Annotated in this window: 14 protein-coding genes and 1 pseudogene; 7 read left to right on the top strand and 8 right to left on the bottom strand. The window is 72.9% G+C overall.

Annotation, left to right across the window (positions count from 1 at the left end):
* Nucleotides 1–86: 86 nt before the first annotated feature.
* A complete protein-coding gene (locus GA0070623_RS24670) occupies nt 87–500 on the bottom strand; it encodes a DUF5130 family protein (RefSeq protein ID WP_067310697.1) in 414 nt (137 codons plus the stop codon).
* Nucleotides 487–789 carry an aa3-type cytochrome oxidase subunit CtaJ gene (gene ctaJ, locus GA0070623_RS24665; protein WP_435872827.1) on the bottom strand — a complete coding sequence of 101 codons (303 nt, stop codon included), beginning with the start codon at nt 787–789 and terminating at the stop codon, nt 487–489. The genes GA0070623_RS24670 and ctaJ overlap by 14 nt, the downstream gene beginning before the upstream one ends.
* 409 nt (nt 790–1,198) lie before the next feature.
* Here ctaJ and GA0070623_RS24660 point away from each other — a divergent pair, with 409 nt between their 5' ends.
* A complete protein-coding gene (locus tag GA0070623_RS24660) occupies nt 1,199–2,143 on the top strand; it encodes a poly(ethylene terephthalate) hydrolase family protein (RefSeq protein WP_231932863.1) in 945 nt (314 codons plus the stop codon).
* A 53-nt stretch (nt 2,144–2,196) separates the two neighbouring features.
* Here the strand turns inward: GA0070623_RS24660 and GA0070623_RS24655 are convergent, their stop codons facing one another.
* On the bottom strand, nt 2,197–3,099 hold the full coding sequence (locus GA0070623_RS24655; RefSeq protein ID WP_067308580.1) for a tryptophan 2,3-dioxygenase: 903 nt from the start codon (nt 3,097–3,099) through the stop codon (nt 2,197–2,199).
* Nucleotides 3,100–3,245: 146 nt separating this feature from the next.
* Between GA0070623_RS24655 and GA0070623_RS24650 the strand changes: the two genes are divergently transcribed.
* The 3 genes from GA0070623_RS24650 (at nt 3,246) to GA0070623_RS24640 (ending at nt 5,222) form a co-directional block, all read left to right on the top strand.
* Nucleotides 3,246–3,716: an Lrp/AsnC family transcriptional regulator gene (locus tag GA0070623_RS24650; RefSeq protein ID WP_067308577.1), complete on the top strand. Its 471-nt coding sequence runs from the start codon at nt 3,246–3,248 to the stop codon at nt 3,714–3,716.
* An 87-nt stretch (nt 3,717–3,803) separates the two neighbouring features.
* Nucleotides 3,804–4,328 (top strand): hypothetical protein, encoded by a 525-nt coding sequence (locus GA0070623_RS24645; RefSeq protein WP_067308574.1) that lies wholly within the window; start codon nt 3,804–3,806, stop codon nt 4,326–4,328.
* Nucleotides 4,329–4,409: 81 nt separating this feature from the next.
* A complete protein-coding gene (locus tag GA0070623_RS24640) occupies nt 4,410–5,222 on the top strand; it encodes a class F sortase (protein ID WP_407938010.1) in 813 nt (270 codons plus the stop codon).
* Between the two features lie 96 nt (nt 5,223–5,318).
* Here the strand turns inward: GA0070623_RS24640 and GA0070623_RS24635 are convergent, their stop codons facing one another.
* Complete coding sequence (locus GA0070623_RS24635; protein ID WP_067308600.1) at nt 5,319–5,864, bottom strand: HNH endonuclease; 546 nt, start codon at nt 5,862–5,864, stop codon at nt 5,319–5,321.
* Nucleotides 5,865–6,239: 375 nt separating this feature from the next.
* Here GA0070623_RS24635 and GA0070623_RS24630 point away from each other — a divergent pair.
* From GA0070623_RS24630 to GA0070623_RS24620, 3 genes and pseudogenes are all read left to right on the top strand, one after another.
* Nucleotides 6,240–7,175, top strand: a pseudogene (locus GA0070623_RS24630) (mechanosensitive ion channel family protein); the annotation flags it as partial.
* A 480-nt stretch (nt 7,176–7,655) separates the two neighbouring features.
* On the top strand, nt 7,656–9,017 hold the full coding sequence (locus GA0070623_RS24625; RefSeq protein WP_084261309.1) for an MFS transporter: 1,362 nt from the start codon (nt 7,656–7,658) through the stop codon (nt 9,015–9,017).
* Between the two features lie 51 nt (nt 9,018–9,068).
* Entirely contained in the window at nt 9,069–9,491 is a 423-nt protein-coding gene (locus GA0070623_RS24620; RefSeq protein WP_067308569.1) for a globin, read from the top strand.
* Nucleotides 9,492–9,577: 86 nt separating this feature from the next.
* Here GA0070623_RS24620 and GA0070623_RS24615 read toward each other — a convergent pair whose 3' ends face one another.
* From GA0070623_RS24615 to ettA, 4 genes are all read right to left on the bottom strand, one after another.
* Nucleotides 9,578–10,159 (bottom strand): type III secretion system chaperone family protein, encoded by a 582-nt coding sequence (locus GA0070623_RS24615; RefSeq protein ID WP_067308566.1) that lies wholly within the window; start codon nt 10,157–10,159, stop codon nt 9,578–9,580.
* A gap of 131 nt (nt 10,160–10,290) precedes the next feature.
* A complete protein-coding gene (locus GA0070623_RS24610) occupies nt 10,291–11,028 on the bottom strand; it encodes a hypothetical protein (protein WP_407937950.1) in 738 nt (245 codons plus the stop codon).
* Nucleotides 11,025–11,471 carry an acyl-CoA thioesterase gene (locus GA0070623_RS24605; RefSeq protein ID WP_067308563.1) on the bottom strand — a complete coding sequence of 149 codons (447 nt, stop codon included), beginning with the start codon at nt 11,469–11,471 and terminating at the stop codon, nt 11,025–11,027. Before GA0070623_RS24605 ends, GA0070623_RS24610 begins: the two co-directional genes overlap by 4 nt.
* A gap of 2 nt (nt 11,472–11,473) precedes the next feature.
* Complete coding sequence (gene ettA, locus GA0070623_RS24600) at nt 11,474–13,150, bottom strand: energy-dependent translational throttle protein EttA (RefSeq protein WP_067308560.1); 1,677 nt, start codon at nt 13,148–13,150, stop codon at nt 11,474–11,476.
* Nucleotides 13,151–13,281 lie beyond the last annotated feature (131 nt).

Raw genomic sequence — 13,281 nt, 5'->3', positions numbered from 1 at the left:
GCCGCTTCGGCACCAACGGACGCGACGGAGCCCGGTCCGCGGGGTGCGGGCCGGGCTCCGGGCTGTTCGGGACGTGCGGGTGGGGCTCAGCCCCGGCCGGCGTGGCTGGCGAGCTGGTCGAGGCCCTGGATGATGCCGCCGGCCAGGTCCCCGCCGCCGAACGACGCCACCATGGACAGCGCGGCCAGCTTCACGTACGTGTCGGGGATGCGCTTGCGGGCGTACCGGCCGGTGACGACCTCGAGCTGGCGCTGGTTGGGCGACACGGCGATCAGCACCGACCTGTCCGGCTCGGCGAGCTGGCGGTGCAGCCGCTCGGCGTGCTCCCGGACCGGCTCGTCGAGGCCGCCGACGTAGACCGAGAAGACCAGGCCGCTGCCCTGGTCGGCCAGGCGCAGCGCCTCGTCGATCCGCAGCAGCTGGCGGGTCGAGAACGGCCCGTCCAGCACCTCGGGCGGGGTGCCCGTACCGGCCTGGTCGACCTGCTCACCAACGGTCACTTGCGCCTCCGGTTCCACCGGCCGGCGCCTCGATGCCGGCCTGCTGCTGCTTGTGGCTGGTCAGCGCCGGCGCCTGGGCACCGGCGGCCAGGGCGGTGCCGGCCGAGTCGGCCAGCTGCTCCGGGCGGCCCAGGAACCAGACGGGCGTGAAGTCGAAGCGTCGGCCGGGGCGGTAGCGCTTGGCGCCGCCGCCGCTGCCGTGGTTGGCGGCGTAGACCAGCCCGACGATCACCAGCACCACCGCCGCCGGGATGCCGACGAAGATCAGCAACGTGTCAGTGACAGACAATCCCAACGCCCCCAGGCGGTAAGAGAGACCAGAGCTTCCGGGTCGGGTGGACGAGCATGGCATCGAGCTCCCGAGTCCGCTGCCATTCACGTTAGCGGAGCCGGCCCCCCGCGAGCCTGCGGGGTGCCGATCCCACCTGTCACTCCAGTGTCCCAGTGACCTCGCGGTGGCGACGAGTCGGGTCGCGCGCCCCGTCCTGCCGGTGTCGCGCGCCTCCATCCTGCCGGTTCGGCGCGCGGTGCGCTGGGGCGACACGGGCGGGGTGGGTGTGGCGTCCGCCCCATCTTCCGCTGACATGACCCGATCGGGATTGCCGGACGGCGCGACGGGGCGCGGAGGATGACCCCAGTCGATCGACCGAGGTCGGTCGCGTCCGGTCCCGCCACCCCAGGGAGTACCCGTGCAACCTGTGCCCGCCCTGCACCCCCACCCCGCCCGGTCCGGCCCCCGTCGGCCCTGGCCCCGGCTGGTCGCCCGTCCCCTGCTGGCGCTCGCCCTGGTCGGCGGCGGGGCGCTCGCCGCGCCGGGCGCGCCGGCCGCGGCCGGCGACGGCCGAAGCGCCGCCGCGGTCGCCGCCAACCCGTACGAGCGCGGTCCCGCCCCCACGGTGAGCAGCATCGAGGCCGCCCGTGGTCCGTTCGCCATCGCCCAGAGCACCGTCGCCGCGTCCGCGGTGAGCGGCTTCCGGGGCGGCACCGTCTACTACCCCACCAGCACCGCCGAGGGCACCTTCGGCGCGGTGGCCATCTCCCCCGGCTACACCGCCAGCCAGTCCAGCGTCGCCTGGCTCGGCCCCCGGCTGGCCTCGCAGGGCTTCGTGGTGATCACCATCGACACCCTCTCGGTGTACGACCAGCCGGCCTCCCGGGGCACCCAGCTGCTCGCCGCCCTGGACTACCTGACCGGCAGCAGCGCGGTGCGTACCCGGATCGACCGGAACCGGCTCGCGGTGATGGGGCACTCGATGGGCGGCGGAGGCAGCCTGTCGGCGGCCAACACCCGGCCGACGTTGCAGGCGGCCATCCCGCTGACCGGCTGGCACACGGTCAAGAACTGGTCGTCGGTACGGGTGCCGACGCTGGTGGTCGGCGCGGAGAACGACTCGACCGCGCCGGTGTCGTCGCACTCGGAGCCGTTCTACACCAGCCTGCCGGCCAGCCTGGACAAGGCGTACCTGGAGCTGAACGCCGCCGGCCACTCCGCGCCCACCTCGGCGAACGTCACGGTGGCGAAGTACAGCATCTCCTGGCTGAAGCGGTTCGTCGACGACGACACCCGCTACGAGCAGTTCCTCTGCCCGGCTCCCCGGGGCAGCGCGATCGAGGAGTACCGGGACACCTGCCCGCACTCCTGATCCCCACCGGTCGGACCCGCCGCGGCAGGCGGCGGGTCCGACCGTCGGGAGGATCACATCGCGGTACGGGCCGACCACAGCTCGGGAAAGACCACCCGGGACATGCTGCGCTGCAACCAGGCCAGCCCGGCCGACCCGCCACTGCCGACCTTCGCGCCCATGGTGCGCTGGACGGCCTTGACGTGGTTCCAGCGCCAGTCGCCGAACTGCTCGGCCACCTCGACCAACGCCTCGCCGAGCTGCCGCAGGTGGTTGTCGGGTCCGTCGTCGTCGTAGACCGCCAGCCAGGCCGCCTCGACCCGGGGGTGCGGCAGGTGCTCGACGGCGACGTCCCGGTCGAGCAGCTCGGCGGGCAGGTCGTGCCCGTGCCGGCCGAGCAGGGCGACCACCTCGTCCCAGAGGCTCGGTACGGCCAGTGCGGCGCGCAGCTCGTCGTAGACCTGGCTCTGCCGGCGGAAGGGGCGGATCAGCGCCGGGTCGCGCAGCCCGAGCAGGAACTCGAGCTGCCGGTACATCGCGGACTGGAAGCCGGAACCCTCACCGAGCAGGTTGCGGAACCGGTTGAAGTCGGCGGGGGTCATCCAGCGCAGCCCGCGCCAGGCGGCGTTGAGCCCCTCCAGGTGCAGGGCGGCCCGGCGCAACGGGGCGAGCGCCTCCCATACCCGATCGGCCCGCAGGTCGTGCCGGGCCTGCCGCAGCTCGTGGCAGGTCAGCCCGAAGTACAGCTCCATGATCTGGCTGACCATCAGGAAGGACATCTCGCCCGGATCGGAGCTGAGCGGCTGCTGGAGGGTGTGCAGGGTGCTGGCGTGCACGTACGCGTCGTAGGGCACCCGGTCGGCGAACTCCAGGGTGGGTTCGCCGCCGTTGCGGGCGGCCCGCGCCCGACGCTGCTGCGGGGTGACCGGACGCACCGCCGGGGTCGGCGTACGCGCCCGCAGGTCCGTCTGTTCCATCGTCTCGCCTCCTCCGGATACCGGTCCCGTCATGATCTCCCGGCGTGGGCCGGTGACGGAATGCCGATTCGACGGCGGTACCCACCGATCACTTTCACTCCTGAAGGCGCTTCGGCATTCTGACCTGCCGCCGGTAAGGTCGCCGGATGGACGAGATGGACTGGGCGCTGCTCCGCGAGTTGCAGGCCGACGCGCGGCTGTCGTTCAGCGAGCTGTCCCGGCGGGTGCACCTGTCCCCACCGGCGGTCGCCGAGCGGGTCCGCCGGCTGGAGGAGTCCGGGGTGATCACCGGGTACCACGCCCACGTCGACCTTGCCCGCGCCGGCCGTCCGGTGGTGGCGCTGATCCGGATGTCCTGTTACGGCTCCCGCTGCATCCTGCACGACCCGCAGGTCGTCGACTGGCCGGAGATCCAGGAGATCCACCGGATCACCGGGGACGCGTGCAGCGTGCTCAAGGTCGCCGCCGGGTCGATCGGGCAGTTCGAGGCGGTCATCGACCGGCTCGCCCCGTACGGGCAGCCGTCCAGCACGATGGTGCTCTCCACCCCGTTGCAGTGGCACCCGGTCACGCCGTTGCCGCCCGGACCGGCCGCCCTCGGTCCCCGGCAACGCTGACTCCGGGTTTGCCCCCCGGCCAGCGGGAATGCAGGCCCGCACACCCGTCGCAGGATTCCGGCGCACCGTCGCCGGGAGGGGGGAATCATGCGGGGGCTCACTCTGCACCGTCACGCCGTCCTCGCCGTACTGGCGATGTTCGCCCTGGTCGGGGCGTTCGTCCTGGTCGCGGCACCAGCAGCGCGGGCCGGCGAGAACATCTTCGTCGAGGTCACGCCGAACAGCGCGCCGGCCGGCACCCGGGTCACCGTCCGGGCCAGCTGCGACAACACCAACAACCAGCAGGCCACCGTGCACTCGGACGCCTTCGGGCGGGTGGTGCTGCGGCCCGACAACGGCTTCCTCACCGGCGCGGTCACCATCGCCGGCAACAAGCAGCCCGGTGACTACCCGGTCGACCTGCGGTGCCCCAACGGCAGCACCGCCTCGACCATGCTGACCGTGCTCAACATGGCGCAGCCGAGCAAGGGACCGGCCACCGGTGGGGGCGGGACGGTGGGCGACCGGGGCACCGGTTCACTGCTGCTGGTCGGCGGCCTCGCCGTGGTGGCCGTGGCCGCCGGGCTCGGCGTCTTCGGCGGCAACCGCCGACGGACCCGTCCCGGTGCCTGACCACCGGTCGCCATGGCCCGTACCCGTCACCGCCGGTCCCGGCCGGCCGGCCGCCGGCTGCGGGCGGCGGCCCGCCGGACCATGCGGGCCGCCGCCCGGATCCACCGCCGGTCCCGCCGGCTCGCCGCCCGGATCCACCGCCGGTCCCGCCGGGCCGCGGCCCGGTTCCGCCGGGTCGCCGGCCAGGCGTTCTCCGCCAGCGTGACCACCGCCGACCCGGTCACCCAGGCCCGGCCGGTACGCCCGGTGCCCCGGCAGCCGGCCTTCGGCGGTCGGTTCGCCTCAGGCGGGCCGGGGTTGCCCGTCCTGGCGATAGCCGCCGTGATGCTGCTGATCGTGACGATGCTCGGGGTGGAACGGGTCACCGGGCGCAGCGTGCTGCCGGACCGGTTCGTCGCCGGCCTGCGCCCGCCGCCGAAGAAGTTCCCGGTGTTGTCCGGGAGTCCACCGACCCAGATCGCCATCTCCCGGATCGACCTCCGGGCGACGGTGCACCGGGTCGGCATCGCCCCGGACGGCAGCATCGCCGTCCCGGACACCGCCCGCGCCCAGGAGGCCGGCTGGTACGACCAGGGCCCCACCCCCGGCCAGTACGGCCCGGCGGTGATCGTCGGCCACGTGGACACCACCACCGGTCCGGCGGTCTTCCACGGCCTCAAGGAACTGCACGACGGCGACGAGATCGAGGTGACCCGCGCCGACCGCCGGGTGGCCGTCTTCGAGGTCGACGAGATCCAGCGGTACCGCAAGGAACGGTTGCCGGTCGACCAGATCTACGGTGACTTCAGCCGTCCCCGCCTGCGGTTGATCACCTGCGGCGGGCGCTGGGTCGGGGGTGCGACCGGTTACGCCGACAACCTGGTGGTCTACGCCACCCTGGTCCGGGCCGACTGACCGGCCCGGGCCGGCTCACCGGTCCCGGCCCAGGCCAGCGGCACCGCACGGCGGCCCGACCCGGCGGCGCGAGGGCGTGACCGACGGCGCGGTCGGTCAGGCCGCCTCGGCCTCGCGGAACGGGTCGCGCAGGTCGAGCCAGTCCGCCCAGCGCGGATCCGGTGCGCGGTGGCCGAGCACCCGCCAGGCGGTGCCCTTCGGGGCGGCCGGCAGGCTGTGCAGCCGCCAGCCCAGCTCGGCCGGGGTCTTGTCGCCCTTGGTGTGGTTGCACCGGGCGCACGCGGCGACCACGTTCTCCCAGGCGTGCCGGCCACCCCGGCTGCGCGGGAAGACGTGGTCGATGGTCTCGGCCGGGCCCCGGCAGTAGGCGCAGCGGTTGCCGTCGCGGGCGAAGATCGCCCGCCGGGAGAGCCCGACGTGGGTGCGGTAGGGCACCCGGACGAACCGGGTCAGCCGCACCACCGAGGGGACGGGCAGCGCGTCGTGGGCGCTGTGCAGGATGCCGTCGCCGTCGGCGACGCAGACCGCCTTGGCGGAGAGCACCAGGATCGCGGCTCGACGCACGGACACGACACACAGCGGCTCGTAGGTGGCGTTGAGAACCAGCGCGCCGGAGCCCACCGTGGGTCGTATGTCAGGCATCGTGCTCACCCTCCCGGTCCAGCCGCTCCCACCGCTGGCAGCACCGGTCGACCCTCGGGCAGCAGGGAACACCGACCGGCTCCGGCGGGATCACCGTCATCCGCTGCGCCAATCGTCCCTGATCGGACCCGGGATTGCACGTACTAATCCGGGGTACCCGCTGAACGCTCCGCGCCGTGTAGGAAGATGTCCGGTTCGGCGTCGTACGATCATGGGACGGAACGGGCGTGGAGGGTCGGCCGTCGGCCGTCCGGCCCCCTGCGGTACGAAGACAGGGTGAGCGTCGTCAGCCTGTCGTCCGTCGTCCTGTCCGCCGCCCCGAGCCCGACACCGGGCAGCAGCCCGGGTTCCGGGGGCGGCTCGGGCGCCGACTGTCTGGGCAGCACCTCCTGCGAGTACCTGTACCGGGTGACCGGATCGGCCTGGTTCGCCGAGGGCAGCTACTGGATCCTGCTCAAGCCGCTGCGGGTGGTGCTGATCCTGCTGCTGGCGCTCGTCGCCCGCTGGGCGCTGCACCGGACGATCAACCGGCTGGTCCGCACCACCGCGCACGGGTCGGTGCCCACCCTGCTGCGCCCGCTGCGTGAGCGGGTGCCCAGCGCCGCGCTCGACCCGACCGAGTTCGTCCCCGAACGACGTCGCCAGCGCGCCGAGGCGATCGGTTCGGTGCTGCGCAGCATGGTCACCGCGTTCGTCTTCGGCATCGCCCTGCTGATGATCCTGCGCGAGTTCAGCTTCGACCTGGCCCCGCTGCTGGCCAGCGCCGGGATCGCCGGGGTGGCCCTCGGTTTCGGCGCGCAGAGCCTGGTGAAGGACCTGATCGCCGGGTTGTTCATGCTCATCGAGGACCAGTACGGCGTCGGCGACACGGTCGACCTGGGCGAGGCGACCGGGGTGGTGGAGTCGGTGGGGCTGCGGGTCACCACGGTCCGCGACGGCCGGGGGGTGCTCTGGTACATCCGCAACGGCGAGATCATCCGGGTGGGCAACAAGAGCCAGGGCTGGGCGCTGGTCGTGATCGACCTGCCGATCGGGTTCGCCGGCACCGAGGAGGCCAACGCGGTGCTGCGGACGGCCGCCGCCTCGGTGGCGATGGACCCGGACCTGGCCCCGGAGATCGTCGAGCCACCCGAGGTGCTGGGGGTGGAGCAGATGACGGTCGACGGCGCGGTGCTCCGTACGGTGGTCAAGACCACGGCGGAGGGGCAGTTCGCGGTCGGTCGGGAGCTGCGTCGCCGGCTCGCCGAGGCGCTGGAGAACTCCGGCATCACCGCCCGGATCGCCGCGGCCCGGCTCTATCCGGGACTGCCGCCCAACGGCGTCCTCACCACCCCGACCACCCCGCCGAGCGCCACTGCGGTCACCTCGGCCGGCCCCACCTACGCCACCCTGACCGGCACCCCCGCCCCGACCGGCACCGGTACGGGCACCCACGAGCCGTCCGACACCCCCGGGCCAGCCGGCAGCGGACCAGGCAGCACCGGACCCGGCACCACCGGAGCAGGCAGCACCGGACCCGGCGGCGCCCACGGGCGGTAGCAGGTCACGGGCGCCAGGCGCACCACGGCGGCGGCCCGATGGGCGGTACTCGCGCACCGGCCGGCCCCTCGGGTATCGTCCGTTCGTTCAGTCGGGGATGCGACGATCAATCCGTTCGCCCTAGTCAGTTGTCAGACGATCGGGCAGAATCCGGTACACGCGTTCCCGGGAGCGTGATCGCGTCATCGCTGATCCGCGAATCTGACGACGGCGCCCCGCCGGGCCACCACAAGTGGCCGGTGTCGGGGCACGATGGAGGCCACGGTGTCCGACCAGCGACCCGGCCCGGACCGACCGGCCACCTTCCGTGAGGTGTTCGGCCGGGTCGAGTTCCGTGCGGTCTTCGCCGCCAGCGTCCTGTCCTGGATCGGCGACTACGTCGCCAAGGCCGCGGTCACCGTGCTGGTCTACCAGGAGAGCCAGTCCGTCGCCCTCTCCGCCGCCGCGTTCGCGGTCAGCTACCTGCCGTGGCTGGTCGGCGGTCCGCTGCTGGCCGCGCTCGCCGAACGGCACCGGCACCGGCAGGTGATGGTCACCTGCGACGTGATCCGGATGGTGCTGACCGCCCTGATCGTGCTGCCCGACCTGCCGGTCTGGGCGATCCTGGCCCTGCTCTTCGCCGCCACCCTCGCCAACCCGCCCGGGCAGGCGGCCCGGTCGGCGCTGCTGCCGGCGATCCTCACCGGCGACCGGTTGGTGCTGGGCCTGTCGCTCAACGCCAGCGCCAGCCAGGCCGCCCAGGTGGTCGGCTATCTGGCTGGGGCGGCGGTCGCCGTGTTCAGCCCGACGGCGGCGCTGCTGCTCAACGCGGCCACCTTCGGCCTGTCGGCCCTGCTCGTCCGGCTCGGCGTCCGCGACCGGGAGCCGACGCTCAGCGAGGCACACCGTACCCACCTGCTGCGGGAGACCGCTGAGGGCTTCCGGATCGTCTTCGGCAACCCGGTCCTGCGGGCGATCAGCCTGCTGGTGTTCAGCGCGATGCTCTTCTCGATCGTGCCGGAGGGGCTGGCCGCGGCCTGGGCCGCGGAGCGCTCCGGCAACGGTCTGGACTCCGGTGCCGCCCAGGCCGTCATCATGGCGGCCAATCCGGTCGGATTCATCGTCGGCGGCCTGCTCGTGGGGCGGTTGGTGTCGCCCGCCGGCCGGCTCAGCCTGATGCGGCCCCTCGCGGTGCTCGCCCCGCTGGCCCTGGTGCCGGCGCTGCTGAATCCCCCACCGGTGGTGGTCGCCCTGCTCGCGGCGGCCTGCGGTTTCGCGGTCGCGGGTCTGATCCCGACGGCGAACGGCCTCTTCGTGCGGGCACTGCCCAACGGCTACCGGGCCCGCGCCTTCGGTGTGATGGCGACCGGGATCCAGGTGATCCAGGGTGGCGCGGTGCTGGTCACCGGTCTGCTCGCCGACCGCTTCTCGGTGCCCACGGTGGTCGGGGTGTGGAGCGCCGCGGGGGTGCTGCTGATGCTGTGCACCGCGCTGCGCTGGCCGAACCGGGCCACCGTCGACGCCGCGGTGGCGGCCGCCGACCTGACCAACGTCGCCACCGGTCCGCAGCCGGACGGCTCACCCGCGGCGGCCCGGGCCGGCGAGCGGAGCGGTCACCGGCACGCTGTGACGTGATCGGCGGACGGGCGGCGGTCGGGGCACCGCCACACCTGGCAGGATGGAACGGTGAATTCCGCAGGCGAGCCCCGGCCCGTTCCGTCGACGACCCTCTTCGAGGCCGTCGGTGGTGAGCCCACCTTCCGCAGGTTGGTCGACAGGTTCTACGCCGGCATCGCCACCGACCCGCTGCTGCGGCCGATGTACCCGGAGGGCGACCTCGGGCCGGCCGCCGAGCGGATGACGCTCTTCCTGATGCAGTACTGGGGCGGCCCGACCACCTACTCCGCCCAGCGGGGGCACCCCCGGCTGCGGATGCGGCACGCGCCGTTCCGGATCGGCCCGGCCGAGCGGGACGCCTGGCTGCGCCACATGCGGCGCGCGGTGGACGAGCTGGCGCTGCCGCCGGAGACCGGCACCGCCCTCTGGGACTACCTGGAGCGCTCGGCCTACTTCATGGTCAACGTCATGGAGGACCCGGCCGCCGGCTGACACCCCGGGCCGACGCGGGTCAGCCGGTCCGCCCCGGGGCGGCGTGCCCCTCTCCTCGTCAGCCGTTCGGGCCGACGGGCGTCCGCTCAGAGCAGGGCGCCCTCGTCGTGCAGCCAGTCGACGAACGTGGTGGCCACCGCCGCTCCGCAGTCCAGCATCTCCACCAGCAGCGCGTCGTGTGCCCCGGCGCCGAGCGGCACCTGCAGCTCGGCGTAGATGGGAAGCTGGCCGCGCTCGGTCGGGTCACCGATGTAGGCCTTGCAGAACCGGCGGGTGTGGTTCCACTCGTTGACCACCCGGTAGGCCCGGTCGGCCCAGTCCGGCGGGACGGTCGCGTGTGGACGTGCCCGCATCACCAGGATCTCGTCCTCGGGGCCTTCGAGGGTGACCAGCACCGCGTGCCGTTCCCACATGGCCAGCAGGTTGCCGTCCCCGTCGGCCAGGTAACGCACGTCGAGCAGGTCGAGCGCGTCACAGACCCGGGCCAGGGTGACCGGTGCCACGGAGACCGGCCGGTCGGTCACGGCCGGTCGCTCGGTGACAGGGCAGTCGTCCGCCGGTTGGCGGGGGGACGGTGGCCCCATCCGGACACTGTCCACCGTGATCCCGCTTCGAGTTTCCGTGTCGCCGCCAGCGGCGGGACCAGGGCGCCATGACCACCACGGCATCGCTCGCGCACCTCACTCCCCAGCGGATCCAATCGCCTACGGTGCGTTGGATCCGAGGATGGACGGTACCCGGACAGCCGGGTTGAGACACCCCCCCAACGGCAGCACCAGACCGGAAGAATGATGCAGGGTCATCCTTTCGGCTGATCCCGCGCCGGACGAATTGCGAGATCCGAGACTTTCCGCGACCAGGCGGCTCCGTACGGCCCCACCAGACCGACCCAACGGCCGGCCACCCGCACCTGGACCTCCCCCGCCCCGCCGGCCCCGGCCGGACCGAGGAATCCCATCCGGACCAGACCCTGCACCAACCGTTGGGTGATCTCCACCGGCTCGGTCGGCGCGGCATCCGGCGTGACGGTCACCGCCACGTGGTCGAGCAGCGCGTCCCGCAGCACCCGCTGCCCCACCGCGCGACCGCCCACCCCCTCGGCGGCGGCGGTGCGCAGGGTGCCCGCCGCGGCCTCGGCGATCCGCCGCAGCTCGGCGGCGGGCAGCACCTCGACGGGTCGGCTCGCCGCCGGTGGCAGCGGCCAGCGCCAGCGGTCGTCCCGGGCCGGGGGCAGCGCGGGGTCGGCCGCCGCCAACCGGGCCAGCAGCTCGGCGGCGACCACGGTCACGTCGGCCGGCGCCCGGCCGGTCACCGTCCGGACCACCAGCACGTCCCACGGCAACCGGGCCCACAGGGCGGTACGGCCGACGTCGGCCAGCGGACGCATCCGGACCACCCCGGCCGGGTCGAGACGCACCAGCCGGGCGAGGAAGGCCCCCGCGTCGGCGACACCCTCGTGGCCCGGGCCGGCAATGCCCCCGCGCCCGGAGTCCACGGCGTCCCCACCCCCGGGGTGGGCGGCCGGTCCGCCGGTCACGCCGACCCGTCGGCCACGGCCCACGCCTCCAGGAAGGCCCGTTCCTCGTCACTGAGCCGTCGGGGCCGCTTCTCGAACAGGTCGAACGGGACCAGCACCGAACGGGCGGTGCTGGCCAGCACCGCCCCGTCGTACAGCTCGTAGGCGACGGTGAACGAGGCGGCCCGGATGCGCTCCACCCACAGCTCGATCCGGACGGTCGGCGCGGCCTCGGCGGTGGCCCGGCCGAGCGCGTAGTCGACCGGACGCAGGTAGTCGACCTCGTGTCGACGGATGACCACCCCGTCGGCGAACGAGCCGACCCCCCACGCCTTGCCGCCGGCGAACATCAACGCCACCCGCGCCTCCTCGTACAGGGTGAGGAAGCGCGAGTTGTTGACGTGGCCGTACGCGTCCAGGTCGGACCAGCGCAGGGTGCAGTGGTAGACGAAACGCTCCGCCATGCTCAGTCGCGGGTCAGCTTGCGGTAGGTCACCCGGTGCGGGCGGGCCGCCTCGGCACCGAGCCGGTCGATCTTGTTCTTCTCGTACGCTTCGAAGTTGCCCTCGAACCAGAACCACTTCGCCGGGTTCTCGTCGTCGCCCTCCCAGGCCAGGATGTGGGTGGCGACCCGGTCGAGGAACATCCGGTCGTGCGAGATGACCACCGCGCAGCCGGGGAACTCCAGCAGCGCGTTCTCCAGGCTGGACAGCGTCTCGACGTCGAGGTCGTTGGTCGGCTCGTCGAGCAGGATCACGTTGCCGCCGATCTTGAGGGTCAGCGCCAGGTTGAGCCGGTTGCGCTCGCCGCCGGAGAGCACCTTGGTCGGCTTCTGCTGGTCCGGCCCCTTGAACCCGAACGCGGCGATGTACGCCCGGGACGGCATCTCGACCTTGCCGACCATGAGGTGGTCCAGCCCGTCGGAGACGACCTCCCAGACCGTCTTGTCGCCGTTGAGGCCCTCGCGGTTCTGGTCGACGTACGACAGGGAGACCGTCTCGCCGACCCGGACCTGGCCGTCGGTCGGCTGCTCCAGCCCGACGATGGTCTTGAACAGGGTGGTCTTGCCGACGCCGTTCGGGCCGATGATGCCGACGATGCCGTTGCGCGGCAGCGAGAAGGACAGGTCGTCGATGAGCAGCCGGTCGTCGAAGCCCTTGCTGAGGTGGTTGGCCTCGATGACGGTGTTGCCCAGGCGCGGACCCGGCGGGATCTGGATCTCCTCGAAGTCCAGCTTGCGGGTCTTCTCCGCCTCGGCGGCCATCTCGTCGTAGCGGTCCAGCCGGGCCTTCGACTTGGTCTGCCGCGCCTTGGCGTTGGAGCGGACCCACTCCAGCTCCTCGGTGAGCCGCTTCTTCATCTTGGCGTCACGGCGACCCTCGACGGCCAGCCGGGCGGCCTTCTTCTCCAGGTAGGTGGAGTAGTTGCCCTCGTAGGGGTACGTCCGGCCGCGGTCCAGCTCCAGGATCCAGTTGGCCACGTTGTCCAGGAAGTACCGGTCGTGGGTGATCGCCATGACGGTGCCGGCGTACTTGGCCAGGTGCTGCTCCAGCCAGGAGACGCTCTCCGCGTCGAGGTGGTTGGTGGGCTCGTCGAGCAGCAGCAGGTCGGGCGCCTCCAGCAGCAGCTTGCACAGCGCGACCCGGCGGCGCTCACCGCCGGAGAGCTGGGTGACGTCGGCGTCCGGCGGCGGGCAGCGCAGCGCGTCCATGGCCAGTTCGAGCTTGGAGTCGATGTCCCAGGCGTCGAGGTGGTCCAGCTCCTCCTGGAGCTTGCCCATCTCCTCCATCAGCTCGTCGGAGTAGTCGGTGGCCATCTGCTCGGCGATGGCGTTGAACCGCTCCAGCTTGGCCTTGGTCTCGGCGACCGCCTCCTCGACGTTGCCGAGCACGGTCTTCGCGTCGTTGAGCGGGGGCTCCTGGGCGAGCATCCCGACGGTGTAGCCGGGCATCAGCCGGGCCTCGCCGTTGCTCGGCTTGTCCAGCCCTGCCATGATCTTGAGGAGGCTGGACTTACCGGCGCCGTTCGGGCCGACCACACCGATCTTGGCCCCCGGCAGGAAGTTCAGCGTCACGTTGTCGAGCACGACCTTGTCGCCGTGCGCCTTGCGCGCCTTTTCCAGGACGTAGATGAACTGGGCCACGGTGCGGGCTACCTCCGTCGGTTGTCGTCGTGGGCGGCGCGGCGCGGGTGACGACCGCCATCCGCCGCCGGCCGGCGGCCGGCCACGCGCACGCCGCCGTCAATCCTGACAGGTGGGGCCCGCCGCGCCCA

It is taken from the genome of Micromonospora rifamycinica (assembly GCF_900090265.1).
In the GTDB taxonomy this organism is placed as follows: domain Bacteria; phylum Actinomycetota; class Actinomycetes; order Mycobacteriales; family Micromonosporaceae; genus Micromonospora; species Micromonospora rifamycinica.
This window is presented reverse-complemented; position numbering and strand designations above follow the sequence as displayed.